A 26,676-nucleotide genomic window follows, 5' to 3' on the forward strand; every position below is an offset into this window, starting at 1 on the left:
GCGGGCAAGCCCGCTCCTACGAGCGAAACAGGCGACACCGTGCTCAAGGGTTACCCAGAATACCCACCACCGTGTCCCGCAACTTGTCGATACTGAAGGGCTTGCCGATCAGGTGCATGCCCTCCGGTACATTGAAGCTGTCGGCGTAGCCGCTGGCGAACAGCACCGGTAATAGTGGCCGCAGTTCGCGCGCTTTGCCCGCCAGCACTTCACCTCGCATGTCCGGCAGCCCTACATCGGTCATCATCAGTGCCAGCGCTTGGTCCGGATCCTCGAGTACCCGCAGGGCGGCTGCGGCGTCTTCTGCCTCGATGACCTTGTAGCCCAGCTCGTCGAGCACTTCGACCATCAGCATGCGTACGATGTCGTCGTCTTCGACTACCAGAAGGTGCATGGTTCAAATCCTGTACAAATGAGTGTCTTTAATCTGTGCACCGCGCGGCATCAGAAGTTCCCGAGGATACCGCTCCATGCAAACAGATGGAACGATTGCCGAACGCAACCTTCAAATACTGGCTTAATGCCCTGCCAGACCTGTCAAAGCTGGTTAGACTCGCTTATCAGGACAGCGCAGTGGCAGATAACAATAACGACTGACCGGCCACTCTTTTCAATGGACTTTTCTAGCTCGGGCGTTTTCTCATGATTCAAGCAGCCTCGATGGACCAGCGAAGCTTTCGCAAGCTGTTGAGCCGCAACATCGGCCTTCCCTTGGGGGTTGGCCTGCTGGGGGCCGTGGCCTTCGTCGCGGTGATCAACTACCTGCTTTCGGCCATGCAGTGGGTCGAGCACACCGACCGGGTGATCGGCAATGCCAACGATACGGTCAAGCTGTCGATCGATATGGAAACGGGCATGCGCGGCTTCCTGATCACGGGCGACGAGCGCTTCCTTGACCCCTACGAGGTGGCCAAGCCACGCATTTTCGGCAGCCTGCAGAGCCTGCGCGGCATGGTCGAGGACAACCCCCAACAGGTCGACCGCATCGATCGGCTGATCGCCTTGCAGCAGGCCTGGAACGACTTCGGCAACCAGATGATTAACCTGCGCCGCAGCCAAGGCGATTACCAGACCTTGATCGGCAACGGCCGGGGCAAGCGCATCACCGATGAAATCCGCAAGGAATTCGATGACCTGATCAGTACCGAACAACAACTGCGCATGGCCCGCAACGAAAAAGTCAGTTCCGTCACTGTGATGGCGATCTCGTCTTTCGTGCTGTTCATTGTCGGCCTCAGTGCATTGCTGGCTTACCTGGGCCGTCGCGACCTGTTGGCACTTTCGGCCAGCTACGATGAAAACCTGCAGGCCCAGCAACGGTCGGCGCAGCGCCTGGAGCACCAGGCCTGGTTGCGCAGCGGCCAGACTCAGTTGGCGCAGCAGGTGCTCGGGCAACTGACCCTGCCCATGCTTGGCGAGAACATCCTGCGCTTTTTTGCCTCTTATCTGGGCAGCGTGGTGGGCGCCGTGTACGTGCGCGACGAGCATGGCCGGCTGGTGCGCGTGGCCTGTTATGGCCTGGGTGCTGAAGAGCAGGCCCGCGAGCAGGTCGAACCGGACCACCATGGCCTGTTGGCCCAGGCGGTCCGCGAAGGCCGCTTGCTGCGCCTGGACGACCTGCCCGAAGACTTCTATCGCCTCAGTTCCGGCCTGGGCAGCGGCTTGCCGCGCAGTGCGCTGCTGATGCCGGCGACCGAAGACGGGCAGATCAACGGGGTGATCGAGCTGGGTTTCCTGCGCCCCTTGCAAGAGCGGGATGAAGAGCTGCTGGAGCGGGTCGGCGGCAACCTGGGCATGTCGATCGAGAGTGCGCGATATCGTCAGCGCCTGCAGGAAGTGCTGGCCGAAACCCAGCAACTCAATGAAGAGCTGCAGGTGCAGCAGGAAGAACTCAAGACTGCCAACGAAGAGCTCGAAGAACAGTCACGGGTGCTCAAGGAGTCGCAGGCCCATCTGGAGACCCAGCAGGCCGAACTCGAGCAGACCAACGAGCAGTTGTCCGAACGCACTGAAGCACTGGACCGCAAGAACGATGAACTGAGCCAGGCGCAGCTGGAGCTGCAAGCCAGGGCCGACGACCTGCAGCGATCGAGCAAGTATAAGTCCGAATTCCTCGCCAACATGTCCCATGAGCTGCGCACGCCGCTCAACAGCTCGCTGATCCTGGCCAAGCTGCTGGCAGAAAACGGTGAAGGCAACCTCAGCGAAGAGCAGGTCAAGTTCGCCGAATCCATCTACTCGGCCGGCAACGATCTGCTCAATCTTATCAACGACATCCTCGATATCGCCAAGGTCGAGGCCGGCAAGCTCGAAGTACGGCCCGAGACCACCCAGGTCGAGCGACTGGTCGACGGCTTGCGCGGCATGTTCCAGCCGCTTGCCGGTCACAAGGGACTGGCCTTCGAGGTCAAGGTCGAGCCGCAGGTACCGACCACGCTGTTCACCGACCGTCAGCGCCTGGAGCAGATCCTCAAGAACCTGCTGTCCAACGCCATCAAGTTCACCGAGCGTGGCCAGGTCAGCATGAACGTCAGCTTCCAGGCTGGCAGCGGTATCGTGTTCGCGGTCCGTGACACCGGCATCGGCATTGCGGCCGATCAGCAGCAGGCGATCTTCGGCGCCTTCCACCAGGTCGATGGCACCAGCAATCGCCGCTATGGCGGCACTGGCCTGGGCCTGTCGATCTCCCGTGACCTGGCGCATTTGCTCGGTGGCCAGATCAATGTCGACAGCAGCCCCGGGCAAGGCAGCGTGTTCAGCCTGATTCTGCCGGAGCGCTATGCCGCCGAGGACGAAGGCGTCGAGCCGCAAAGCCTGCGCCCGGCCGTCGATGCGTTGCCGCCTGTACCGCAAGCGCCGTTGGCCGCCGCGGTCATGCGCCCGGCACCGGCTTTTGCCGACGACCGCGAGCGCGCCCCTTTCGATACCCGTTGCATTCTGGTGATCGAAGACGAGCCCAACTTTGCCCGCATCCTCTTCGACCTGGCCCATGAGCTGGGCTACAGCTGCCTGGTGGCCCATGGCGCCGACGAAGGCTTCGAGCTGGCCGCCCAGTACATTCCGGATGCGATCCTGCTGGATATGCGCCTGCCCGACCACTCGGGCCTGACCGTCCTGCAGCGCCTCAAGGAGCAGGCCGGCACCCGCCATATCCCGGTGCACATCATTTCGGTGGAAGACCGCGTCGAGGCGGCCATGCACATGGGGGCGGTGGGGTATGCGGTCAAACCCACCAGCCGCGAGGAGCTCAAGGAGGTGTTCGCTCGCCTGGAAGCCAAGCTTACGCAAAAGCTCAAGCACATCCTGCTGGTGGAAGACGACGACCTGCAGCGCGAGAGCATCGCCCGGCTGATCGGCGACGACGATGTCGAGATCACGGCCGTGGCCATGGCCCAGGATGCCCTGGCGCTGTTGCGCCAGAACATCTACGACTGCATGATCATCGACCTCAAGCTGCCAGACATGCTCGGCAACGAGCTGCTCAAACGCATGACCGCAGAGGATATCCGCGCCTTCCCGCCGGTGATCGTGTATACCGGCCGCAACCTCACCCGTGAGGAAGAAGCCGACCTGCTCAAGTATTCACGCTCGATCATCATCAAGGGCGCACGTTCGCCAGAGCGCCTGCTGGACGAAGTGACGCTGTTCCTGCACAAGGTCGAATCGCAGTTGTCCAACGAACGTCAGCGCATGCTCAAGACCGCGCGCAGCCGCGACAAGGTGTTCGAGGGCCGCAAGGTGCTGCTGGTGGACGACGATGTGCGTAATATCTTCGCCCTGACCAGTGCCCTGGAGCACAAGGGCGCCATTGTCGAAATCGGCCGCAACGGGCGCGAAGCCATCGAGCGCCTGGAGCAGCACGACGACATCGACCTGGTGCTGATGGACGTGATGATGCCGGAGATGGATGGCTTTGAGGCCACCCGCCTGATCCGTCAGCAACCGCGCTGGCGCAAACTGCCGATCATCGCGGTGACCGCCAAGGCCATGAAGGATGACCAGCAGCGTTGCCTGCAAGCCGGTGCCAATGATTACCTGGCCAAGCCGATCGACCTGGACCGCCTGTTCTCGTTGATCCGTGTCTGGCTGCCGCAACTGGAGCGAATTTGACTAGCGAACGCAACACCGACATCGAGATCCGGCTGCTGATCGAGGCGATCTACCTCAAGTACAGCTACGATTTCCGCAATTATTCCGGCGCTTCGATCAAGCGCCGGATTCTCCACGCGCTGCGTCAGTTCGATTGCCTGACGGTGTCCGCGCTGCAGGAGCGCGTGCTGCACGACCCGGGCATGTTCATGCAGTTGCTGCAGTACCTGACGATCCCGGTCAGCGAGATGTTCCGTGACCCTGACCACTTCCTTGCCGTGCGCAACGAAGTGGTGCCGCTGTTGCGGACCTGGCCCTCGATCAAGGTCTGGATCGCGGGTTGCAGCACGGGGGAAGAGGTGTATTCCATGGCCATCCTGTTGCGTGAGGAAGGGCTGCTTGAACGCACCATCATCTACGCCACCGACATCAACCCGCTTTCGCTGGACAAGGCCAAGCAGGGTATCTACTCGATGCAGAGCATGCGCGAATACGAGGAAAACTACCGCCTGGCCGGTGGCCGCCGAGACTTCGCCGAGTACTACACCGCCGCCTATGGCAACGCCATCATGGACAGCAGCCTGCGCGACAACGTGACTTTCGCCGACCACAGCCTGGCCACCGACAGCGTGTTCTCCGAGACCCAACTGGTGTCGTGCCGCAATGTGCTGATCTACTTCAACAAGGACCTGCAGGATCGGGCGCTCGGCCTGTTCCATGAGTCGCTCTGCCACCGCGGTTTCCTGGTGTTGGGTAGCAAGGAGTCGGTGGACTTTTCGGCCTACAGCGAACGTTTCGAGCCGCTGGTCAAGCCCCAACGGATCTTCCGTAAATCATGAACGGCGTACGTGCAGTGGTGATCGGCGCCTCGGCGGGTGGCGTGGCGGCATTGTTCCAGGTGCTCGGCGCGCTGCCATCGGCGTTTGCCATCCCGGTGCTCTGCGTGTTGCACCTGCCGGACGATCGCCACAGCCAGCTGGCTGGCGTGATGCAGCGGCGGCTGCATCGGCCGGTGTGCGAGGCACATGACAAGGAGAGGATCCGCAGCGGGCAGATCTATGTGGCGGGGCCGGGTTACCACTTGTCGGTGGAGCGCGACCTGACGCTGTCGCTTAGCCAGGAGGAACCGGTGCATTTCTCGCGCCCCGCGATTGATTTCCTGTTCATCTCGGCGGCCGATGCCTACGGCGACGGCCTGCTGGGTGTGCTGCTCACCGGGGCCAACGAAGACGGCGCCAGGGGCCTTGTCTACATCAAGAACAATGGGGGGCGCACGATCGTCCAGGACCCTCGTGACGCACAGGTTGCCCTGATGCCGGAGGCCGCTCTGGCCCTGCACCAGCCCGACCATATCCTTACTCTGAGCGGTATCGGGCAGTTGCTCGCGACCTTGGAATACAGCGCATGCTAAGCCACACCATCGCCAAACTGCTGATTGTCGACGACTTGCCGGAAAACCTGCTGGCGCTCGAGGCCCTGATCCAGGGCGAGGACCGTGAGGTGCACCAGGCCCAGTCTGCCGAGGCTGCGTTGTCGTTGCTGCTCGAGCACGAGTTTGCACTGGCCATTCTCGATGTGCAGATGCCGGGCATGAACGGTTTCGAACTGGCCGAGCTGATGCGCGGCACCGACAAGACCAAGCACATCCCGATCGTCTTCGTCAGTGCGGCGGGCCGCGAGATGAATTATGCCTTCAAGGGCTACGAGAGCGGGGCCGTGGACTTTCTGCACAAGCCGCTCGACACCCTGGCGGTGAAAAGCAAGGTCTCGGTGTTCGTCGACCTGTTCCGCCAGCGCAAGGTGCTTGGCCGGCAACTGGAAGCCCTGGAGCAGAGCCGCCAGGAACAGGAGCTGCTGCTCAGCCAGCTGCAGGTGGCACGGTGTGAGCTGGAGCATGCCGTGCGCATGCGTGACGACTTCATGTCGATCGTCTCCCACGAGGTGCGTACGCCGCTCAATGGCCTGATCCTGGAAACCCAGTTGCGCAAGATGCACCTGGCACGGGGCAACCTGGACGCGTTCAGTGTCGACAAGCTGCAGGCCATGGTCGAGCGCGACGAACGGCAGATCAACAGCCTGATCCGGTTGGTCGAGGACATGCTTGATGTTTCGCGCATCCGTACCGGTAAATTGTCGCTGCGGCCCAAACTGTTTGACCTGGGCCAACTGGTGCGTGGGCTGGTGGAAAACTTCACGGCGCAGGCCATGGCCCTGGAAACACACATCGAATTGCAGCGTTGCGAAGCGCTGAAGGGGGAGTGGGACGAATTCCGGATTGAACAAGTAGTGGCCAACCTGTTGTCCAATGCAATGCGTTACGGCGAGCGCAATCCGGTGCAGGTACGGGTGTTCGAGCAGGGCGGCATGGCCTGGGTGCAGGTGCAGGATCACGGTATCGGTATCAGCGCCGTCAACCAGCAGCGGATCTTCCAGCAGTTCGAGCGGGTCGCTGCCCAGCAGGCTAGCGGAGGTCTGGGCCTGGGGTTGTACATCTCCGAGCAGATCGTCCAGGCGCACGGTGGCCGGATACAGGTTGAAAGCGAGGAGGGCAAGGGTGCCACATTCACCCTGCAATTGCCGCTGGCAACATTCAAAGAACAAAACGACCAGGCGCGGGCAACCTCTGTGTAAGCCTGGGGTCTGATGGCCAACTGTAAGTATTTCAAGGCGTTAACATGAGTGAAGATGCACAAGATGTGGTTCTGGTCGTCGAGGATGAACCGGCGATTCGCATGATTTTGCGCGATTACCTGGCGGGTGAGGGGTACCACGTCCTGGTGGCTGAAGATGGCGAGCAGGCGTTTGCCATCCTGGCCAGCAAGCCGCACCTGGACCTGATGGTGACGGACTTCCGTTTGCCGGGCGGGATCTCGGGCGTGGATATTGCCGAGCCCGCGGTGAAGTTGCGGCCAGACCTGAAGGTGATCTTCATCAGCGGCTACCCGGCGGAGATTCTCGAATCTGGTAGCCCGATCACCCGCAAGGCACCTATCCTGGCCAAGCCGTTTGACCTGGATACCTTGCACGAGCAGATCCAGTCGCTGTTGCGTTGAGGCATCCGGCCTCTTCGCGGGGCAAGCCCGCGCAGGGGCCCTGGCAGGCTATCGCAGCGTCCGCTCAATCCCGCCGACCAGCAAGTTTTCCATCAGCTCCAACCCCTGTTCTTCAGGCAATGCTTTGAGTAACCCCGGCAGCTGATTGAGAAGCGTCGCCAGTACATGCGCTGTGGCGTCCAACGCTTGCCCCGGCAGTTTTGCTTGCGGTGCGATCAGGCGCAGCAAGCCTGCCTCATAACGCTTGCGCAACGCTGCAAGGTGCGCCTGTTGCGCCTCACTCAAACAACACAAATCCCGCTCGGCCAGCCGAAACTGCAGCGGCCGCTCGGCATGCAGCTGCCAGTGCGCAGCAATCAGGCAGCTCAACGCCGATGCCCCACGGGCCATGGCCCGGCGGGCCTGGTCCAGCGTGGCTTGCAGCTCTTCGTACAACTCTTCGATCAAGTCGTACAGCAGGTCCTGCTTGCTGGGGAAGTGATGGTACAGCGAGCCGGCGGTCAGCCCCACATGGGCCGCCAGCTCGCGCATGCTGACCTGGCCAAAGCCCTTTTCGGCAAACAATGCCATGGCCCGGTCACGTCGCTCCTCAAAGTTGGCACAGCGCATTGCGGCATTGACCGGGGGCATGGTGCTTGGTCCTCAGTAGGTGAAGAAACCGCGACCGCTCTTGCGCCCCAGCCAGCCGGCCGCGACCATTTCCTTGAGCAGTGGAGCAGGGCGGTACTTGCTGTCGTTGAAGCCGTCATGGAAGGCCTCCATGATCGCCAGCAGGGTGTCCAGCCCGATCAGGTCGGCCAGGGCCAGCGGGCCGATCGGCTGGTTGCAGCCCAGGCGCATGCCGGTGTCGATATCCTCGGCACTGGCCAGGCCTTCCTGGCGCACGAAGATCGCCTCGTTGATCATCGGCACCAGGATGCGGTTGACCACGAAGCCCGGGCGGTTACCGGCGGTGATCGGGGTCTTGCCGACTTTTTCCGTCACCAGCAGTGCCTGGGCGTAGGTGCTGTCGCTGGTCTGCAGGCCACGAATGATCTCCACCAGCGCCATCATCGGTACCGGGTTGAAGAAGTGCACACCAATGAAGCGCTCGGGGTGCTCGATGCAGGCGGCCAGTTGAGTCACTGACAGCGACGAGGTGTTGGTGGCGATCAGGCAGTCGGCGGCGACGTTGGCTGCCACCTGCTGCAGGATGCGCTGCTTGAGCTGCAGGTTCTCGGTAGCCGCCTCGATCACCAGCTGTGCAGCGCTGAGCTGGGTGTAGTCGGTGCTGGTGCGGATGCGGGCTTTGGCGGCTGCGGCTTTGTCGGCGTCGAGGGTGCCTTTGCTGACCTGGCGCTCGAGGTTCTTGCTCAAGGTGGCCACACCGCGCTCAAGCGCTGCGTCGGAAACATCCACCAGCAGCACCTGGTAGCCGGCAATGGCGCACACCTGGGCTATGCCGTTGCCCATGGTGCCCGCGCCGATCACGGTGATCTGTTCAATGCTCATGTGTCAGCCTCCCTCAGACGCGCTCGAACACGACAGCGATGCCTTGGCCACCGCCGATACACATCGTGGCCAGCGCGTAGCGGCCCTGGATGCGCTGCAGCTCATGGATGGCCTTGGTGGCGATGATCGCACCGGTGGCACCCACTGGGTGGCCCAGGGAAATGCCCGAACCGTTGGGGTTGACCTTTTCCGGGTCGAAGCCCAGCTCGCGGGCAACCGCGCAGGCCTGGGCGGCGAAGGCTTCGTTGGACTCGATCACATCCAGGTCTTGCAGGTTCAGGCCGGTTTTTTCCAGCACTTTGCGGGTGGCCGGGATCGGCCCCAGGCCCATCAGTTCAGGTTCCACCCCGGCGTGGGCATAGCCCACCAGGCGTGCCAGAGGCTTCAGGCCCAGGCGGCGCACCGCGTCACCTGTGGCCAACACCAGGCCGGCGGCGCCATCGTTGATACCGCTGGCGTTGCCGGCGGTGACGGTACCGTCTTTCTTGAATACCGGCTTCATACCGGCCAGTTGCTCGGCGGTTACATCAGCACGCACATGCTCGTCGACACTGAACTGCACGCTGCCCTTGCGGGTTTTCAGCTCCAGCGCAACGATCTGGCTGGCGAAGCGGCCCTCGGCAATGGCACGAGCGGCGCGGCGCTGGCTGGTCAGGGCCAGTTCGTCCTGCATTTCGCGGGTAATGCCATGCTTGGCCGAGACGTTCTCGGCGGTAATGCCCATGTGGAAGTGCTGGAAGGGGTCCTGCAGTACGCCGACGGTATAGTCGATGCCTTGCAGATCACCCATGCGTGCACCCCAGCGCGCTTGTGGCAGCAGGTAAGGGCCACGGCTCATGGATTCGGCGCCGGCCGCGACGGCCACGTCGGTGTCGCCCAGCAACAGGCCCTGGGCCGCAGAGACAATGGCCTGCAGGCCAGAGCCGCACAGGCGGTTGACGTTGAATGCCGGCGTTTCCTTGGGGATGCCGGCGTTCATTGCCGCTACCCGTGCCAGGTAGGCGTCACGCGGTTCGGTGGGGATTACCGTGCCCATCACCAGGTGGCCGACTTGCTCGGCGGCCAGGCCCGAGCGCTCGATGGCGGCGCGGGTCACGGCGCTGGCCAGGTCGGCCAGTGGCAGGTCCTTGAGAGAACCGCCGAAGCCACCAATGGCTGAACGGACGGCACTGACGACGTAGATTTCTGCGCTGCTCATAAGGGCTCCGATTGCGAAGGCGTGGCGGGACCGGGCCAGGCTCTGCGAGAATGGTTGGCGGCCCCGAAGTGGGATCGAGTCTAGGCAAAGGCTCTGTTGCAGCCTATGCCGGATCTGTTCAAACAACCTGGCACTTTTTGCCACTCAGCATAGACAGCGAAAACCGCCATGCGCGAAAGCGATTCAGTCGCCGTGTACTTCCTCAACGCCATGCTCCACGCTCTGCGCGACACCCCCGCCGAGCGTGACGCCCAGCTGCTTGCAGTGGGCATCGCCCCGCAGCTGCTCGATCAGCCTCAGGCGCGGGTGCCGGCCAAGGCGTTCGCCCAGCTGTGGCTGGCGTTGATCCAGCGCCTGGACGATGAGTTCTTTGGCCTCGACAGCCATGGTATGCCGCTGGGCAGTTTCGCCCTGATCTGCCGGGGCTTGATCCTCGAACCGAACCTGGAAAAGGCCTTGCGCCAGTGCATGGGGGGCTTCGGCCTGTTCCTGCGTGACCTGCGTGGCAGCCTGACAGTACGTGGCGGTCGGGCGTTGATCAGCGTGCAGTCGAACATTGCCGACCCCTTGACTCGGGTGTATGCCGAGGAAACTTACCTGGTGCTGATGATCGGCATGCTGTGCTGGCTGGCCGGGCGGCGAATTGCCATCGACCGCACGGAGCTCGCGGTGTCGCGCCCGGCCCAAGAGGACGACTTGCTGCTGTGGGGGCCGGACCTGCGCCTGGGCAGCGGACGCACCGAGGTGGAGTTCGACAGCGCTTACCTGCGCCTGCCGGTGGTGCAGGACCGGGCGGCTTTGAAGACCTTCCTGCGCAGTGCGCCGCAGGGCCTGGTGATCCGCTTTCGCAATCAGAACGGGCTGGTGGCTGAGGTGTATCGGCACCTGCGGGCATTGCGCTATGGGCAGTGGCCGACATTGGCCGCGCTGGCGCAGCAGCAGGGGATCAGTGCCAGTACCTTTCGCCGGCAGTTGGAGCGGGAGGGGCGTTCGTACCAGCAGATCAAGGATGAAGTGCGCCGGGCCATGGCCTTCGAGCGGTTGCGCGAAGGGGCGTTGAGCATCGCCGAAATTGCCGAGCAGGCGGGGTTTCAGGAACCGAGTGCGTTCCACCGGGCGTTCAAGAAGTGGACCGGACAGAGCCCTGGGAGCTACCGGGCACGGTTGGTCGGCCTGCGTTCTACCTGTGGGAGCGGGCATGCCCGCGAAGAAACCAACGCGGTGGATGGCACCGGCTCTGCCGGTGTTCGCGGGTAAACCCGCTCCTACAGGGCACGAACAGAATTGTGGGGGCGGGCATGAATTGTAGGAGCGGGCTTGCCCGCGAATAGGCCAGCACAGGCCACCCGAAAGAATCAGGCCGGCACCATGGCAAAGCCGACGCCGAACCGGTTCCAGGCATTGATGGTGGCAATTGCCAAGGTCAGGTTGGCCACTTCGGCTGGCTCGAAGTGTTCCTGCAGGGCTTCATATTGCCCCTGCGGCGCACCCTGTTCAGGCAAGCGGGTCAGGCTCTCGACCCAGGCCAGCGCAGCACGTTCACGCGGTGTGAAGTAGCTGGTTTCCTGCCACACGCAAAGGGTCTGCAGGCGTGCTTCGGTCTCACCGGCCTTGCGCGCATCGTTGGCGTGCAGGTTGACGCAGTAGGCGCAGCCGTTGATCTGCGAAGCGCGCAGGCGTATCAGCTCCAGCAGCGAGTTCTCAAGGCCGCTGTTGGCCAGGGCCTGCTCCAGGCCGACCATGGCTTTGTAGGCTTGTGGGGCGTGTTTGGCCCATTCGATACGGTTGTGCATGGCAGTCTCCAACGTGCGGGGGTAGGGCGCTACTGTAGCGCCGCTCATTGGCCACCCCGATAGCCAATTTTGCGCATAAGCGGGAGGCCAATCGCCTATTCAGGTGGCCACTGACCTGCATCCAATCTCTTCATTTCTGCCAAGTCAGCCGAGCCGGGATAATGGCCAGTTCCTGCTTCAAGAGAACCGATTCACAATGAGAGCTGCACTGAACCTGTTGCTGGTGATCCTGCTGGCGTTGAACCTGCGGCCGATCCTGACCAGTATCGGCCCGTTACTCGAACCCATGCGCGCCAGCACCGGCCTGGGTTACCAGCAGGCTGCCCTGCTGACGGCGCTACCGGTGCTGTGCATGGGCCTGGTGCCCTTGTTGCAACCGTGGCTGCGACGCTGGGTCAGCGAGCACGGCGGCATGCTTGCGGGCCTGGCCGCGATTGCCCTGGCCTGCCTGTGGCGCCTGCAACTGGATAGCGCCTGGGCGCTGATCGCCAGTGCGCTGGTGGCTGGCCTGGGCGTGGCGGTGGTGCAGGGCATGATGCCGGGGCTGGTCAACCGCTGGTTCCCCGGGCGTCTGGCCGGGGCGATGGGGCTGTACTCGGCGGCACTGATGAGCGGCGGCGGCCTGGCTGCAGTACTCGGGCCACACATCAGCGGCCATTTCGGCTACTGGCAGGCGGGCTTGGGCGTATGGGCGGTCCCGGCCGTGCTGGCGTTGCTGGCGTGGGCCGTGCTGCGGCCAAGGCAGGAGGCGCCGAAGCTGGGAACGGCCACTGGCGGGCACTGGTTCGGCAGTCGCCGGGCGTGGTTGCTGGCCCTGTACTTCGGCCTGATCAACGGCGGCTACACCAGCATGGTGGCCTGGTTGCCGGCTTACCACATCGAGCACGGCGGCAGTGCTCAGGGCGGTGCCGACCTGGTGGGCCTGATGACCGTCTTCCAGGTGCTCGGTGCGCTTGGCCTACCGCTGCTGCTGCGACGTTGGGCAGACAGGCGCCCCGGTCTGTCCCTGGCATTGGCGATCCAGCTGGCGGGCTTCCTGGGTCTTTTGCTGGTACCTGCGGGGGCTTCCGGGCTTTGGGTCGCCATGATCGGCTTTGGCTTGGGTGCCTGCTTCAGCCAGTGCCTGACGTTGACCCTGGAACACCTGAAAACGCCTGCCGAGGCCGGCAGCCTGGCGGCGTTCGTACAGGGCATCGGCTTTATCATCACCGGCATCGTGCCGTATATCACCGGTTGGTTGCGGGATGTCAGTGGCGACTTCCAGGCTTCGTGGACGCTGTTGACCGTGACCGTGCTGGCAATGCTGCTGGTGACTGCGTGCTTCAACCCGCGCGGCTATGCGGCGGCCATCGCACGGCCGGCTGCAACCGGCAACGCCGCACCGGTCAACTGAGGCGTTGCAGGGTATCGCGTACCCGGTCCAGCGCCGGGTCGATATCCAGCAGTTCGATGGCGCCGAAGCCCATCAACAGCCCCGGGCGTACCGGCGCCTCGCTGAAGAAGGGTGCCAGCGAATACAGGCCGACCTCTACCTTGCGCGCGAGGTTGGCCAGCAGTTCCACATCCACCCCGTGTGTAGCCAAGGCACTGAGGTGGAAGCCGGCGCTGGCGGGGATGGCGCGGAACCACGGTGCCAGATCGCCGCCCAGGCGCGCCAGGATGCGCTCGCGGCGTGCGCTGTAGACCTCGTGGCAGCGGCGGATGTGCTTGTTCAGGTGGCCTTCGCCAAGAAAGCGCGCCAGCGCCCACTGCAGCAGGGTAGGGCTGTGCCAATCGCTGAGGTGCTTGGCCACGCAAGCGGCCTGCAGTACGGCAGGCGGTAATACGGCATAGCCCAGGCGCAGCTCGGGCAGCAAGGTCTTGGAGAAGGTCCCGACGTAGGCTACCAGCCCATGCCGGTCCAGGCGCTGCAGCGCGTCCGAGGCTGGCCCGTGGTAGCGGAATTCACAGTCGTAGTCGTCTTCGATGATCAGTGCACCCAGCTCGGCGGCCCGCGCAAGCAGGGCATGCCGGCGTGGCTCGCTCATCGGCATGCCCAGCGGGAACTGGTGCGAGGGTGTTACGTAGATCAGCCGGGTGCCGTCGGCGATCTGTTCCACGCACAGGCCCTCATCATCCACTGGCACCGATTGCAGGCGTGCACCCAGGGCCAGGAACAACTGCCGTGCTGGCGGGTAGCCGGGATCCTCCATGGCCACCTGGCAGCCCGGTTCGACCAGCACCCGGGCGATCAGGTCCAGCGCCTGCTGGGCGCCGTTGCACACCAGCAGGTCGGCTGCGCTGCAGTGCACCCCGCGCGAGTAGGCGATGTGGTGGGCAATGGCTTCGCGCAGTTCCGGCAAGCCCTGAGCCGGGAATTGTCGCTCGGGGTGGCGCTGGCTACGGCGCAGGGCGTAGTTCAGGCAACTGCGCCACTGGTCGAAGGGGAACTGGGCCTTGCTCGAAGCACCACCGACGAAGTCATAGCGCGATGGCGCCTGCAACTGGCGTTGGCTGAGCACGGTGGCGCGCTGCTGCCAGCGCTCGAGGGAGGCGCCGCCGGCCAGGGGGATGGTGGCTGATTCGGTGCTGCGCAGCGGATGGCGTGGGGTGACGAATGTGCCACGGCCGACCACGCCGTTGAGCAGGTTGTCGTAGGTCAGCCGCGAATAGGCCTCGGCCACGGTCTTGCGCGATACGCCCAGTTGTTCAGCCAGCAGGCGGGTGGGCGGCAGTTGGGTGCCGGCGGCCAGGTGGCCGCTGTCGATACCGTCGCGCAGTTGCTGGTAAAGCTGATCGGCCAGGCCTTTGCGGCCCTCCAGGCGAATGTGCAGTTCCATGGACGGGTCCGGAGCGGAGGATTGCTCAGGATAGCGGATTGGCTGCGACTCAGGTGCTTGTCACAGGCTACGATGATGCCAAGCCAACCGCTCAGAGCCGGGCGGTGCTGACAGTGATGTAGCCTTTTTCTGCCAGGGCAATGCGTATCACGGTTTCATCTTCCGGCGCGTTGCGGTTGCGCTTGATGCGCACGCCTTCTACCGTCGAAGCCTTCATATGCTCTGAAATGGCCCGTCCGTTCGCGTCGAAGAACACCTCGCTGGCCAGCAACTCGATGCGTTCGATCAATTGCCGGGAATGTTCATCGGTGACGCAGAAGAACATGACCCCCGACAAGTGCGGGTCGTTGTCGGGGTTGGTCATGTCATGGGCCAACATTTCGCGCAGGCTGCTGCGCAGTTCGGCGATGGGGCGGGCGTACGGGTGCATGCGGAGCCTCCTCTGGATCGCGACCTTGCGTCCTCCAGCGCCGATCATGTTTTCTCTGGGTAGGGACATCAAGTAAGGCGCTTCTGAGGCTCGTGTAGGAAATGCCTTTAAGGTGCGGAGGCGGGGTCGAATCCCAGGATCTACAAGGCGGCAGCCCCAGCCTTGGCCACTTGGGCATCCTGTTCGGATTTGACGCCGGATACACCGATGGCACCCACCACCTGGCCTTCCACCCGCAGCGGCACCCCACCTTCCAGGCTGGTCAGCAGGGGGGCGGTCACGAATGCAGTACGGCCACCATTGACCATATCTTCATAATCCCGCGTCTCTTTGCGCCCCAGTGCGGCGCTGCGGGCTTTTTCCAGCGCGATATAGGCACTGGCCGGCGCGCAGCCGTCCAGGCGTTCCAGGGCCAGTGGGTGGCCGCCGTCGTCGACCACGGCGATGGTCACGCTCCATGCTCGGGCCTGGGCTTCCTGGCGGGCGGCGGTCAGTACGCGGGCGATTTCGGTCTGGCCGATAACGAACTTGCTATGCATGGGCGGGCTCCGGGTTCAAGGCTGCTTCGACGATTTCGATCCAGTGGCGCACGGGCGTGCGTCCAGCCCCGTCGAGGTGGGCCTGGCAGCCTATATTGGCTGTGGCAATGAGGTGCGGTTTACCGCTTTCCAGCGCATTCAGACGATTGTCGCGAAGTTGCAGTGACAGTTCAGGCTGGGTCAGCGAATAGGTCCCCGCTGAGCCGCAGCACAGGTGACCATCGGGCACCGAGGTCAGGGTAAAGCCGAGCCGCGTCAGCAACGCTTCTACCGCACCGCCCAGCTTCAGGGCGTGCTGCAGGGTGCATGGGCAGTGGAAGGCCAGGCGCTGTTCGGCGCACAGGGCCAATTGTTCGATCGGCTCATCGCGCAAGATTTCCACCAGATCGCGGGAAAGGGCGCTGACCCGGGCGGCCTTGGCAGCGTAATGGGGGTCTTTTTCCAGCAGGTGCCCATAGTCGCGGACAAACGCACCGCAGCCGCTGGCGGTCTGCACGATAGCCTCGGCACCCGCTTCGATGGCGGGCCACCAGGCGTCGATATTGCGCCGTGCCCGCTGCAGGCCTTGCTCCTGGGCATTCAGGTGATAGTCCACCGCGCCACAGCATCCGGCTTGCCGGATCGGTTGCACGCTGATGCCCAGGCGGTCGAGCAGCCGCGCAGCAGCGGCATTGGTATTGGGTGACAGGGCCGGTTGCACGCAGCCTTCCAGCATCAGTACCCGGCGCGCATGGCGCACTGCCGGACGCTGGCCGGGTGGGGTGACCTGCGCCGGCAACTTGCGTTTGACTGAGGCCGGTAGCAGCGGGCGCAGCGCCTGGCCGCTGCGGGTCAGGGCCTTGAACAGTGCCGGGTGCGGCACCACCGCACGCAGGCCCAGGCGCAACAGGCGCTGGCTGAGCGGGCGTGGCACTTGCTGCTCGACCACCGCGCGGCCGATGTCCAGCAGATCGTGGTACTTCACCCCGGATGGGCAGGTGGTTTCGCAGTTGCGGCAGGTCAGGCAGCGGTCCAGATGCAATTGGGTACTGGCGGTGACCGGCTCGCCTTCGAGCATCTGCTTGATCAGGTAGATTCGCCCGCGCGGGCCGTCCAGTTCGTCGCCCAGCAACTGGTAAGTAGGGCAGGTGGCGGTGCAGAAACCGCAATGTACGCAGGTGCGCAGGATGCGCTCGGCTTCGTCGGCGCGGGCCAGGCGGCGCGATGTTTCGCTAAGGTTGGTTTGCATGGTCTGGCCTCACAGGTCCGGGTACAGGCGACCAGGGTTGAACACCCCCTGGGGATCGAGCTGCTGCTTGAGGGCGCGGTGGTAGCGCATCAGTGCAACCGGCAGTGGCGGGCTGCTGGTTGCACCGGGGGCGTAGCAGGTGGCGTGGCCACCTACCTTGGCGACCTGGTTGCGAATGGCCTGCGCCGGTGCGCGGGTCTTGAGCCAGCGCTGGGCACCCCCCCAGTCGATCAGTTGCTGGCCGGGCATTTCCAGCTCGCCGGTGATGGTGGGTACGGACAGGCGCCACAGGGGGGCGGCGTCGGTAAAGAACGCCAGGCGCTGCTCGCGCAGGTCGCTCCAGAAGCGGTTATCGAGTGTTTCGCCCCCCAGCCGTTGGCGTGCCGACTGCACCGACCCTTCGCCGCCTTCCAGGCGCAGGTATAGCGTTTCGCCGTCATGGCAGGCGGCGCTGATCGGCAGCGGATGCTGGCCCCATTCGGCCAGCTCGGCCAGCGCTTCATTGCGGCCCATCGGCAGGCGCAGGCTCAGGCATAGGCGCGGCCGTGGCAGCACTTTCAGCGAAACTTCGGTCAGCAGCCCCAGGCATCCGAAGCTGCCCGCCATCAGGCGTGACACATCGTAGCCGGCGACGTTCTTCATCACCTCGCCACCAAAGCGCAGCAGTTTGCCGTGGCCGGTGATCACCCGTGTACCCAGTACAAAGTCGCGCACCGACCCGGCCCACGGCCGTCGAGGGCCAGACAACCCCGTCGCGACCATGCCGCCCAAGGTGGCCTCGGGGCCCAGGTGGGGTGGCTCGCAGGGCAGCATCTGGCCAGCCTCGTGCAGGGCTGCCTCGATCTCGCGCAGAGGGGTACCGGCGCGGGCCGTGAGTACCAGCTCGGTGGGGTCGTAGCTGACGATGCCGCGGTGGTTGCGGGTGTCGAGTACTTCGCCCGCCACCGGGTTGCCGAGCATCGCTTTGCTGTTGCTGCCCTGGATACGCAGCGGCGTACCTTCGTTCAGTGCCTGGTTGACTTGTTCCAACAGCCCCTGGCTCATGTCGCGGTCCATGCTCATCAGAAGCGCTCCAGCTCGGGGAAGGGTAGTTGCCCATGGTGCACATGCAGGGCGCCGAATTCGGCGCAGCGGTGCAGGGTGGGAATGTTCTTGCCGGGGTTGAGCAGGCCCTGAGGGTCGAAGGCGGCCTTCACCGCGTGGAACAGGGTGATTTCGTCGCTGTTGAACTGCGCGCACATCTGGTTGATCTTCTCGCGTCCCACGCCGTGTTCACCGGTGATGCTGCCGCCCACCTTCACACATAGCTCCAGAATCTTGCCGCCGATCGCTTCGGCACGCTCCAGCTCGCCGGGCAGGTTGGCATCGAACAGGATCAAAGGGTGCATGTTGCCGTCGCCGGCATGGAACACGTTGGCCACCCGCAGGCCGTACTCCGCGGACAGGTCGCTGATGCCCTTGAGCACCCGTGGCAATGCTCGGCGCGGGATGGTGCCGTCCATGCAGTAGTAGTCCGGGGAGATGCGCCCCACGGCCGGAAAGGCGTTCTTGCGTCCGGCCCAGAAGCGAACGCGCTCGGCTTCGTCGCAGGCCAGGCGCACCTCGCGGGCCCCGGCTTGCGTCAGCACGGCGGCGACGCGCTGGCAGTCGTCGTGAACATCGGCTTCCACGCCATCCAGTTCGCACAGCAGGATCGCCGCCGCGTCCACCGGGTAGCCGGCATGGATGAAGTCTTCTGCGGCGCGGATCGCCAGGTTGTCCATCATCTCCAGGCCGCCGGGAATGATGCCGGCAGCGATGATGTCGGCGACTGCCTGGCCGGCGTCCTCGACGCATTCGAAACTGGCCAGTATCACCCGCGCCACCTGGGGCTTGGGCAGCAGCTTGACGGTGACTTCGGTGACGATACCGAGCATGCCTTCGGAGCCGGTGAACAATGCCAGCAGGTCGAAGCCAGGGCTGTCCAAGGCATCGCTGCCCAGGCTCAGGCGTTCGCCCTCGACGGTGAGGATTTCCACCTTGAGCACATTGTGTACGGTCAGGCCGTACTTGAGGCAGTGCACACCACCGGCGTTTTCGGCGACGTTGCCCCCGATTGAGCAGGCAATTTGCGAGGAAGGGTCTGGTGCGTAGTACATGCCATGGGGGGCGGCGGCCTGGGAAATGGCCAGGTTGCGTACGCCCGGCTGCACGCGGGCGTAGCGCCCCTGCGGGTTGACCTCAAGGATGCGGTTGAAGCGTGCCATCACCAGCAGGATGCCCTTGGCCAGCGGCAGGGCACCACCCGACAGGCCGGTACCGGCGCCACGCGCAACCACCGGTACGCCGCGCTGGTGGCAAAGCTTCAGCAGCGTCTGCACCTGTTCCAGGCGCTCGGGCAGCGCCACCAGCAGTGGCACGGTGCGGTAGGCCGACAGGCCGTCGCATTCGTACGGTTTGAGGTCTTCATCGCGGTGCAGGATTTCAAGGTCCGGCAGGGCGTCGCGCAGCGCCTGCAACAGGGCGGCCCGGTCCACGTCAGGCAGTACGCCATCGACGCGTTCGTCGTACAGGATATTCATCGGCTCACTCGGCAACGGTTTTTATTGTTGTTGGCAAAGCGGTCACCGTTGCAGCGTGCGCGTGCTAGCGGCCGGGGTCGAGTGAGATGTTGACTGGTCCTACCAGTTTCTTCGGACAATGCTGTTTACTCACGGCTCTGTCCGGCTAGATTGGCGCTATAAGTCAAAGTGGTCCTACCAGCAGGAGTGTGTGCAGTGGGTACTGAAGGCAAGGTCAAGGTCGCCGACCAGGTGGCCGAACGGGTCGAGCGGCTTATCGTCGAAGGTGTGCTCAAGGTGGGCCAGGCGCTGCCGTCGGAGCGGCGGCTGGTGGAGAAGCTTGGCTGTTCACGTTCGGCGTTGCGGGAGGGCCTGCGCATTTTGCGTGGGCGCGGCATCATCGACACCGAACAGGGGCGGGGTTCGTTCGTCGCCGATCTCACCGGGCAGGCGGGTGCTACGCCTTTGATGCACCTGTTCAGTTCGCAACCGCGTACGCTGTTCGACCTGCTGGAGGTCCGGGCGTTGCTGGAGGCTGAGTCGGCGCGGTTGGCTGCGTTGCGCGCTACCGACGTCGACCGCCTGCTGATCCGCCGGCGCTATGAAGAAATGCTGGCTGCGCACGAGGCTGCGCAGGCGCTGGATGCCCGTGAGCATGCCCGTCGTGACCATGCCTTTCACCGGGCAATCAGTGAGGCGTCGCATAACCCGGTGCTGGTGCATACCCTGCAATCGCTCAGTGACCTGACGTTGAGCACCGTGTTTGCTTCGGTCAACAATTTGTATTGCCGGCCGGCGCAGAAACGCCAGATTGATCGGCAGCATGCGCGGTTGTATCGCGCGGTGATGGAGCAACTGCCCGAGCAGGCGCAGCGGGCGGCGCGTGAGCATATCTACGGCATACGCGACAGTTTGCAGGAGATCGAGCAGGAAGAGCAGCGCCTGGTCAGGGCGACCATGCGCATGGATGGCTGGGGGTGAGGTGGCCCTGTACCGCCCTTTTGCGTCGAACCGCTGCGAAAGGCGGTACAGGTTTACGCAATGGTCAGTGGTCAGCCACAGGGTCATCCTGCGACAGGATGGCCCGGGCCAGTTCTTCATCATTGGCCTGCAGCCCTGGATGGTCCTTGCGGGCCTGTTCAAGCGCCGACTCCACATAGGCGCCGCGGATGGCACCGCCGCTGGCGACGAACGCTGAAAGTTCGTCACGGGCCGGGATGATCCGTTTGTCATCCTTGAAGGTCGAATACAGCGAAGCGGAAATACCGGCCGAGGTGGCGACGTCGCCCGCATCGACGCGGGCCAGGGCAGCGCCGGCAGGCATCAGGAGCAGCAGCGCAGGGGCGAGCAGTAGGTGGCGCATGTTGTGTTCTCCAGTAGCGTAAAGCACAGGGAAATAAACCACTCAGTGTCTAAGACGGCCGGGGCGTTCAGGTAGTTCCCTACTCCTGGCAGGCGCCGCTGACGAGGTGGCTGAACTCACGGTTTTCAAGGTACCGACGGAGCGCGTCATGGATTGACCGCGTCGGGATGCGCGTGATTTGCTTGGGTGGATGGCGCTTCGCGGGCAAACCCGCAGAGGGCCCTGCCGATCATTCAAAGGAAACTGAAGGTTCGCCCATGTCCGACTACAAGCTGCATTGCTTTGCCGAATCCGGCAACGCCTACAAGGTTGCGCTCATGCTTGAACTCACCGGCCAGAACTGGCAGCCGGTGTTCGTCGACTTCTTCCATGGCCAGACCCGTGAGCAAGCCTGGCGCGATGAGGTGAACGAGCAGGGCGAGGTGCCGGTGATGGAACACGCTGGCAAGCGTTTCACCCAATCTGCGCTGATCCTGGAATACCTTGCTGAACAGACCGGCCAGTTCGGGCCCCGCGATGAAGACGAAAAACGCGAGATCTGGCGCTGGATGCTGTTCGACAACCATAAGTTCACCAGCTACTACGCTGTGCTGCGCTTTCTGTTCTGCCTGAAGAATACTGGTGAAACCGATGTCACGAGGTTTCTGCGCGAGCGTGCCACGGCGGCTTACCGTATTGTCGACGCGCACCTGGCGAAGATGCCATTCATGATCGGTAACCGGTTGACCATCGCCGACCTGTCGTTGGCGGGGTATGTGTTCATGCCAGAAGACACCGGTATTCCGCTGGCAGAGTTCAACCACATCGAAGCGTGGAAAGCCCGCATTCAGGCGCTGCCGGGGTGGAAACACCCGTATGAGCTGATGCCGCGCACGGCATCCTGACGCATTCGCGGCTATGGCCGCCTCCACAGCGGCCGCGCAAAATCAAGTGTGTGGCACACCCCGAGTGGGTGCGCCGCCCGCATACTCCGGCTTCAGGTGCCCTTGCTCATCCAGTAGATATGCGTCCATCACCTCCCGTACCACCGGCCCTGCGACCCGGCCCCCAGCCTCGCCGTTCTCGATCATCACCGCCACCACCACGCTGGGATGCTCGGCCGGAGCAAAGCCGACAAACAGGGCATTGTCGCGGTGGCGCTCCAGGGTCTTGTTGCGGTTGTAACGCTCACCCTGCTTGATCGCCACCACCTGCGCGGTACCGCTCTTGCCGGCAATCCGGTACTGCGCACCGGCTGCCGCGGCACGGGCAATACCGCGCGGGTCGTGCATGACCATCTGCATGCCCTGGTTGACCTGGTCCCAGGCATGCTTGTCGTGCAGAACGATGTCGGGCATGGGGTGGGGGTCGATCGGCGTGTCGCCGCCCACGGTCATGGCCAGGTGCGGGCGGTGCCACACGCCCTTGCTTGCCAACAGGCTGGTGGCCTGGGCCAGCTGCAGGGGGGTGACCTGCATATAGCCTTGGCCAATGCCCAGGATCAGTGTCTCGCCCGGGAACCAGGCCTGGCGTCGCGTAGCGCGCTTCCACTCGGGCGAGGGCATCAGCCCGGAGGCCTCCTCGAACATGTCCAGCGACACCTTCTGGCCCAGGCCGAACTCGGCCATGTAGTCGTGCAGGCGGTCGATGCCCAGCTTGTGCGCCAGGTCGTAGAAGTAGGTGTCGTTGGAACGCATGATGGCGGTGTACATGTCCACCCAGCCGTCGCCGCTGCGGTTCCAGTTGCGGTACTTGTGGTGATAGTTGGGCAGCTCGTAGTAGCCTGGGTCGAATACCCGGCTGCCAGGGGTGATCACCCCGCTGTCGAGGCCAGCGATGGCCACTTCAGGCTTCACGGTCGAGCCGGGCGCGTACAGGCCGCGCAGGACGCGGTTGAACAGTGGGCGGTCGATGGAGTCGCGCAGCGCGGCATACTGTTTGAAGCTGATGCCCTTGACGAACAGGTTGGGGTCGAAGCTTGGGTTGCTGACCATCGCCAGGACATCACCATTGGCCGGGTCCAGCACCACTACCGAGCCACGGCGGTCACCCAGCGCTTTTTCTGCGGCTACCTGCAAATGGGCGTCCAGGGTGAGCACTATGTCCTGCCCTGGGGTCGGGGCCTTGTGGTTGAGCACACGCATCACCCGCCCTTGAGCGTTGGTCTCGACCTCTTCGTAGCCCACGTGGCCATGCAGCTGGCTTTCGTAGAAGCGCTCTATGCCGGTCTTGCCAATCGATTGGGTGCCGCGGTACTCCGTGCTGTCGAGCGTCTTGGCTTCTTTCTCGTTGATGCGCCCCACATAGCCCACTGAATGAGCGAAATGCTCGGCCAGTGGGTACTCGCGGATGAATTGCGGCTCTACATCCAGGCCTGGCAGGCGGAACTGGTTCACGGCGACCAGGGCGATCTGTTTCTCGCTCAGGCCCACCATGAGGGTCACGGGCTCGAACGGTTTGCGGCCACGGCGCAGGTCCTTGTCGAACTGCTTACGGTCGTCTTCGGTCAGGCCCAGCACCTGCGTCAGGGTGTCGAGCACTTTGGCCGAGTCGCCGCCGGCCCGCTCGCGGGTCATGGTCAGGTCGAAGCTGGGCTTGTTGTCCGCCAGTACCACGCCGTTGCGGTCGTAGATCAGCCCGCGTTCGGGGGCGATGGGCAACACGTGCACGCGGTTGTTTTCCGACACGGCCGTTTGCTGGTCGTGCTGTAGCACTTGCAGCACATAGAGCCGGCCAACCAGGACGGCACACAGGCTGAACACCATGGCGGCGCAGGCCAGAAGCCGACGGTTGACCAGATGTTTTTCCTTTTCGTGGTCCTTTAGAGGGATAGGTTGCGGCATCAGTGAGTCGATCCTGGGGGGGGGGGCAGTACGCGCGCGATCGGGCCGCGGATGCTACGCAACCCGTACTGCCCCCTCAAGACGAGCCCCGGCTGCCGGCTGGCTGGCATCGGCTGTGTGCCCCATGATCCGGGCGCTGAGGGGGAATATGAAGATTTGTTCATTGCGGAGTCATGATGGCGAGTCAGGGGTGGTTTTTGATGATTTGTGGATCCACAGATCGATTCTGTTCGGTAACCGAACATCAAGTTTCGTTGGTTGTAAATTTCTAAACTATTGAATTTATTTATAAAAAATATGATTTTTCCTAGCAATGAACTGAAATTGGTTGCGCCTGATTGTTAGGCAGTGCTTTCGTCACGTTGTCTGTGGATCCATTATCTGGTTGATTAGCGCCTGACAACGGCCGGAGCCCTCCTGCCGTATGCGATAACAATTACAAAAAGGGTCCAGTCATGAATGGCTATCCAGCGGCACTGAACCGTCAGGGTTCCTCCCGTTGCGCCTGCGTGTGCGCATCGTTCTTCTCGCCTGTGGCCAAGCCTGGCCGGCAGGTGACCCCATGAATACCGATCTCAAGCAACGTCTGGACAACGACCCGATGGGTCGCTTTCAGTGCCTGGCCATTGGTATTTGCATCATCCTCAACATGATCGATGGCTTCGACGTGCTGGTCATGGCCTTCACCGCTGCCTCGGTGTCTGCCGAGTGGAACCTGAACGGGGCGCAGGTAGGGCTTCTGCTCAGTGCCGGCTTGTTCGGCATGGCGGCCGGGTCACTGTTTATCGCGCCGTGGGCTGACCGCTTTGGCCGACGCCCGCTGATCCTGCTGTGCCTGGCGCTGTCCGGTATCGGCATGCTGCTCTCGGCACTTAGCCAGAGCCCGCTGCAACTGGCGCTGCTGCGTGGTCTGACTGGGCTGGGCATTGGTGGCATCCTGGCCAGCAGCAATGTGATTGCCAGTGAATATGCCAGCAAACGCTGGCGCGGCTTGGCGGTGAGCCTGCAGTCCACTGGCTATGCGCTGGGTGCGACCCTGGGCGGTTTGCTGGCGGTATGGCTGCTGGGGCATTGGGGCTGGCGCTCGGTATTTCTGTTTGGCGGCATCGTTACCGTACTGGTGATTCCGCTGGTACTGCTGTGGTTGCCAGAGTCGCTGGACTTTCTGCTGGCACGCCGGCCGGCCAATGCTCTGGCCCGGGTCAACCGTCTGGCCGTGCGCCTCGGCCAGCCGGTATTGGCGCAACTGCCGGCTGTTGCCGCAAGGGCAGAGGGTGCCAAAACCGGGTTCAGGCAGCTGCTGGCGCCGGCCATGCGCCGCACCACGCTGGTGATCTGGTTGCTGTTCTTCCTGGTCATGTTCGGCTTCTACTTCGTCATGAGCTGGACGCCGAAACTGTTGGTGGCCGCCGGCTTGTCGGCCCAGCAAGGCATCACCGGCGGCGTGCTGTTGAGCGTGGGCGGCATCGTTGGCGCGGCGCTGATCGGCGGCCTGGCTTCGCGCTGGCCACTGACTCGCGTGCTGGCGTTGTTCATGCTCATCACCGCCGCGCTGCTGGTGCTGTTCGTGGCCAATGGTGCCTCGGTCACTGCGGCGCTGGCGTTGGGCCTGCTGATCGGGCTGTTTTCCAACGGCTGCGTGGCTGGGCTGTATGCCTTGTCGCCGGTGGTCTATGACGCATCGGTACGCGCCACCGGTGTGGGTTGGGGGATCGGCATCGGCCGCATGGGCGCGATCCTGTCGCCGACCGTGGCTGGCGTGCTGCTCGATGGTGGCTGGCAACCCCTGCATCTGTATGGCGTGTTCGCCAGCGTGTTCGTGCTTGCCGCCGGTTGCCTGCTGCTGCTGCGCCCAACGGCCAAGCCTGCGTCTGCCTTGCCTGCTGATGCACTGAGCCACTGAGTGCAACCCGGCCTGGCCGGGTATCTGAATGCAACTTACTGCTCTGGGTCATGCTGGCCTGGGGCGGTCTGCTGCGCCTATTGAACGTGGAGAACAATAATAATGATGGACACAACTTGCACGCTGGCCCGTTCGGTCCTGGCTGTTTCGCTGGCGTTTGGCCTTGGTTTGCCGGCCTGGGCGCAAGAGGGGGGCTTCTTTGAAGATGCCAAGGGTGGGCTGACATTGCGCAACTACTACTTCAACCGCGATTTCCGCGACCCGGGGGCCGCCAAGGGCAAGGTTGAAGAATGGGCCCAGGGTTTCATCTTCAAGTTCAGCTCTGGCTACACCCCGGGGCTGATCGGTTTTGGCCTGGACGGTATCGCCCTGTTCGGCGTGAAGCTGGACAGCGGCGGCGGTACCAGCGGCTCAGAACTGTTGCCGGTGCACGATGACGGGCGAGCGGCCGACGACTACGGTCGGGCCGGGCTGGCGGCGAAGCTGCGTATGTCCGCGACCGAGCTGAAGGTGGGGGAGTTGTTGCCGGATATTCCACTGCTGCGTTACGACGATGGCCGTCTGCTGCCGCAGACCTTCCGTGGTGCCATGCTCGACTCGCGGGAAATCGAAGGCCTGAGCCTGCAGGCCGGCCAGTACCGCGAGGTGAGCCTGCGCCACTCTTCGGACATGCAGGACCTATCTGCCTGGGCCGCGCCCGGGGTCACCTCGGACGGCTTCAACTACGCCGGTGCCGAGTACCGCTTCAACCAGCAGCGAACACTGATCGGCGCCTGGCACGCGCAGTTGGAGGACATCTACCAGCAAAGCTACTTCAACCTGCTGCACAGCCAGCAGGTAGGGGAGTGGAGGTTGGGGGCCAACCTGGGCTACTTCATTGACCGGGATGACGGGCAGGCGCGCATCGGCGACATCCAGAGCCGCACCGGCTACGCCTTGCTGTCAGCTTCGCACAGTGGCCACACGCTGTACCTGGGGTTGCAGAAGGTCAGTGGCGACAGCCAGTGGATGTCGGTGTACGGCAGCAGTGGGCGAACCCTGGGCAATGACATGTTCAACGGCAACTTCAGCAATGCTGACGAGCGCTCGTGGCAAGTGCGTTATGACTACAACTTCGCCGCGCTCGGTGTGCCAGGGCTGCTGGCCATGGTGCGGTACGGGCATGGCGAGAACGCCACCACGGCGGCGGGCAGCAATGGTAAGGAGTGGGAGCGCGATATCGAGGTGAACTACACCTTCCAGAGTGGGGCTTTGAAGAACCTCAACATCCGGCTGAACAACGCGGCCAACCGGCGCAGCTTCAACAGTGATCTCGACCAGACGCGCCTGATCGTCAGCTACCCGCTGACCTTGTAGGGCGGGTTTAGCGCGAACACCGGCGCAGCCGGTGCCATGTTCCGCGTTGCCT

At 63.5% G+C, this 26,676-nt stretch carries 24 protein-coding genes; 11 read left to right on the forward strand and 13 right to left on the reverse strand.

What is annotated here, in order from left to right; translation table 11 throughout:
• Positions 1–43 precede the first annotated feature (43 nt).
• Positions 44–394, reverse strand: coding sequence for a response regulator (locus ACF8RA_RS03180; RefSeq protein WP_176682415.1), 351 nt, complete (start codon positions 392–394; stop codon positions 44–46).
• A gap of 248 nt (positions 395–642) precedes the next feature.
• On the opposite strand from ACF8RA_RS03180, the gene ACF8RA_RS03185 reads away from it, so the two are divergent.
• Genes ACF8RA_RS03185 through ACF8RA_RS03205 form a run of 5 tightly spaced genes read left to right on the forward strand, consistent with a single transcriptional unit; the run spans position 643 to position 7,142 of the window.
• On the forward strand, positions 643–4,110 hold the full coding sequence (locus ACF8RA_RS03185; protein WP_392487684.1) for a response regulator: 3,468 nt from the start codon (positions 643–645) through the stop codon (positions 4,108–4,110).
• Positions 4,107–4,928 (forward strand): protein-glutamate O-methyltransferase CheR, encoded by an 822-nt coding sequence (locus ACF8RA_RS03190; RefSeq protein WP_176682417.1) that lies wholly within the window; start codon positions 4,107–4,109, stop codon positions 4,926–4,928. The genes ACF8RA_RS03185 and ACF8RA_RS03190 overlap by 4 nt, the downstream gene beginning before the upstream one ends.
• Positions 4,925–5,500: a chemotaxis protein CheB gene (locus ACF8RA_RS03195; protein ID WP_392514597.1), complete on the forward strand. Its 576-nt coding sequence runs from the start codon at positions 4,925–4,927 to the stop codon at positions 5,498–5,500. The genes ACF8RA_RS03190 and ACF8RA_RS03195 overlap by 4 nt, the downstream gene beginning before the upstream one ends.
• Positions 5,494–6,720 (forward strand): ATP-binding protein, encoded by a 1,227-nt coding sequence (locus tag ACF8RA_RS03200; protein WP_392461390.1) that lies wholly within the window; start codon positions 5,494–5,496, stop codon positions 6,718–6,720. Before ACF8RA_RS03195 ends, ACF8RA_RS03200 begins: the two co-directional genes overlap by 7 nt.
• Before the next feature lie 44 nt (positions 6,721–6,764).
• Positions 6,765–7,142 (forward strand): response regulator, encoded by a 378-nt coding sequence (locus ACF8RA_RS03205; RefSeq protein ID WP_003256176.1) that lies wholly within the window; start codon positions 6,765–6,767, stop codon positions 7,140–7,142.
• Between the two features lie 48 nt (positions 7,143–7,190).
• Here the strand turns inward: ACF8RA_RS03205 and ACF8RA_RS03210 are convergent, their stop codons facing one another.
• From ACF8RA_RS03210 to ACF8RA_RS03220, 3 genes are read right to left on the reverse strand one after another with little or no spacing between them, the layout of a single operon-like run.
• A complete protein-coding gene (locus ACF8RA_RS03210) occupies positions 7,191–7,772 on the reverse strand; it encodes a TetR/AcrR family transcriptional regulator (RefSeq protein WP_176682420.1) in 582 nt (193 codons plus the stop codon).
• Between the two features lie 12 nt (positions 7,773–7,784).
• Complete coding sequence (locus tag ACF8RA_RS03215; protein WP_392514599.1) at positions 7,785–8,633, reverse strand: 3-hydroxybutyryl-CoA dehydrogenase; 849 nt, start codon at positions 8,631–8,633, stop codon at positions 7,785–7,787.
• Between the two features lie 13 nt (positions 8,634–8,646).
• The gene (locus tag ACF8RA_RS03220; protein WP_003256172.1) at positions 8,647–9,831 is read right to left on the reverse strand and encodes an acetyl-CoA C-acyltransferase family protein; all 1,185 of its coding nucleotides are present in this window, start codon (positions 9,829–9,831) and stop codon (positions 8,647–8,649) included.
• Between the two features lie 168 nt (positions 9,832–9,999).
• Here ACF8RA_RS03220 and ACF8RA_RS03225 point away from each other — a divergent pair, with 168 nt between their 5' ends.
• Positions 10,000–11,088: an AraC family transcriptional regulator ligand-binding domain-containing protein gene (locus ACF8RA_RS03225; protein WP_392514601.1), complete on the forward strand. Its 1,089-nt coding sequence runs from the start codon at positions 10,000–10,002 to the stop codon at positions 11,086–11,088.
• Positions 11,089–11,186: 98 nt separating this feature from the next.
• Here the strand turns inward: ACF8RA_RS03225 and ACF8RA_RS03230 are convergent, their stop codons facing one another.
• Positions 11,187–11,624, reverse strand: a complete 438-nt coding sequence (locus ACF8RA_RS03230; RefSeq protein WP_003256170.1) for a carboxymuconolactone decarboxylase family protein — start codon at positions 11,622–11,624, stop codon at positions 11,187–11,189.
• Between the two features lie 196 nt (positions 11,625–11,820).
• Here ACF8RA_RS03230 and ACF8RA_RS03235 point away from each other — a divergent pair, with 196 nt between their 5' ends.
• Positions 11,821–13,017 (forward strand): CynX/NimT family MFS transporter, encoded by a 1,197-nt coding sequence (locus ACF8RA_RS03235; RefSeq protein ID WP_176682423.1) that lies wholly within the window; start codon positions 11,821–11,823, stop codon positions 13,015–13,017.
• Here ACF8RA_RS03235 and ACF8RA_RS03240 read toward each other — a convergent pair.
• The 6 genes from ACF8RA_RS03240 to glcD all read right to left on the reverse strand — a co-directional run bounded on the left by ACF8RA_RS03240 (position 13,010) and on the right by glcD (position 19,201).
• The gene (locus ACF8RA_RS03240) at positions 13,010–14,443 is read right to left on the reverse strand and encodes a PLP-dependent aminotransferase family protein (RefSeq protein WP_392461400.1); all 1,434 of its coding nucleotides are present in this window, start codon (positions 14,441–14,443) and stop codon (positions 13,010–13,012) included. The two genes, ACF8RA_RS03235 and ACF8RA_RS03240, sit on opposite strands and share 8 nt — an antisense overlap.
• Before the next feature lie 91 nt (positions 14,444–14,534).
• Entirely contained in the window at positions 14,535–14,873 is a 339-nt protein-coding gene (locus ACF8RA_RS03245; protein ID WP_176682425.1) for a hypothetical protein, read from the reverse strand.
• Between the two features lie 140 nt (positions 14,874–15,013).
• Positions 15,014–15,412 carry a heme-binding protein gene (locus ACF8RA_RS03250; RefSeq protein ID WP_392461402.1) on the reverse strand — a complete coding sequence of 133 codons (399 nt, stop codon included), beginning with the start codon at positions 15,410–15,412 and terminating at the stop codon, positions 15,014–15,016.
• Positions 15,405–16,640 (reverse strand): glycolate oxidase subunit GlcF, encoded by a 1,236-nt coding sequence (gene glcF / locus ACF8RA_RS03255; RefSeq protein WP_392514603.1) that lies wholly within the window; start codon positions 16,638–16,640, stop codon positions 15,405–15,407. Before glcF ends, ACF8RA_RS03250 begins: the two co-directional genes overlap by 8 nt.
• A 9-nt stretch (positions 16,641–16,649) precedes the next feature.
• Positions 16,650–17,702 (reverse strand): glycolate oxidase subunit GlcE, encoded by a 1,053-nt coding sequence (gene glcE / locus ACF8RA_RS03260; protein ID WP_176682428.1) that lies wholly within the window; start codon positions 17,700–17,702, stop codon positions 16,650–16,652.
• Entirely contained in the window at positions 17,702–19,201 is a 1,500-nt protein-coding gene (gene glcD / locus ACF8RA_RS03265; protein ID WP_392514604.1) for a glycolate oxidase subunit GlcD, read from the reverse strand. Before glcD ends, glcE begins: the two co-directional genes overlap by 1 nt.
• Before the next feature lie 195 nt (positions 19,202–19,396).
• Between glcD and glcC the strand changes: the two genes are divergently transcribed.
• Positions 19,397–20,161: a transcriptional regulator GlcC gene (glcC, locus tag ACF8RA_RS03270; RefSeq protein ID WP_392514606.1), complete on the forward strand. Its 765-nt coding sequence runs from the start codon at positions 19,397–19,399 to the stop codon at positions 20,159–20,161.
• A 64-nt stretch (positions 20,162–20,225) separates the two neighbouring features.
• Here glcC and ACF8RA_RS03275 read toward each other — a convergent pair whose 3' ends face one another.
• Positions 20,226–20,543: a DUF2388 domain-containing protein gene (locus ACF8RA_RS03275; protein WP_003256154.1), complete on the reverse strand. Its 318-nt coding sequence runs from the start codon at positions 20,541–20,543 to the stop codon at positions 20,226–20,228.
• Between the two features lie 257 nt (positions 20,544–20,800).
• Between ACF8RA_RS03275 and ACF8RA_RS03280 the strand changes: the two genes are divergently transcribed.
• Positions 20,801–21,427, forward strand: a complete 627-nt coding sequence (locus ACF8RA_RS03280; protein ID WP_176682431.1) for a glutathione S-transferase family protein — start codon at positions 20,801–20,803, stop codon at positions 21,425–21,427.
• Between the two features lie 42 nt (positions 21,428–21,469).
• Here the strand turns inward: ACF8RA_RS03280 and mrdA are convergent, their stop codons facing one another.
• On the reverse strand, positions 21,470–23,365 hold the full coding sequence (gene mrdA, locus ACF8RA_RS03285) for a penicillin-binding protein 2 (protein ID WP_392514608.1): 1,896 nt from the start codon (positions 23,363–23,365) through the stop codon (positions 21,470–21,472).
• A gap of 562 nt (positions 23,366–23,927) precedes the next feature.
• Between mrdA and ACF8RA_RS03290 the strand changes: the two genes are divergently transcribed.
• Together ACF8RA_RS03290 and ACF8RA_RS03295 are read left to right on the forward strand one after the other, a co-directional pair.
• The gene (locus ACF8RA_RS03290; RefSeq protein WP_104961418.1) at positions 23,928–25,268 is read left to right on the forward strand and encodes an MFS transporter; all 1,341 of its coding nucleotides are present in this window, start codon (positions 23,928–23,930) and stop codon (positions 25,266–25,268) included.
• A gap of 102 nt (positions 25,269–25,370) precedes the next feature.
• A complete protein-coding gene (locus tag ACF8RA_RS03295; protein WP_392518783.1) occupies positions 25,371–26,624 on the forward strand; it encodes an OprD family porin in 1,254 nt (417 codons plus the stop codon).
• Positions 26,625–26,676: the final 52 nt, after the last annotated feature.

The sequence above is a fragment of the Pseudomonas sp. FYR_5 genome, assembly GCF_043106315.1.
GTDB classification, from domain to species: domain Bacteria; phylum Pseudomonadota; class Gammaproteobacteria; order Pseudomonadales; family Pseudomonadaceae; genus Aquipseudomonas; species Aquipseudomonas putida_Y.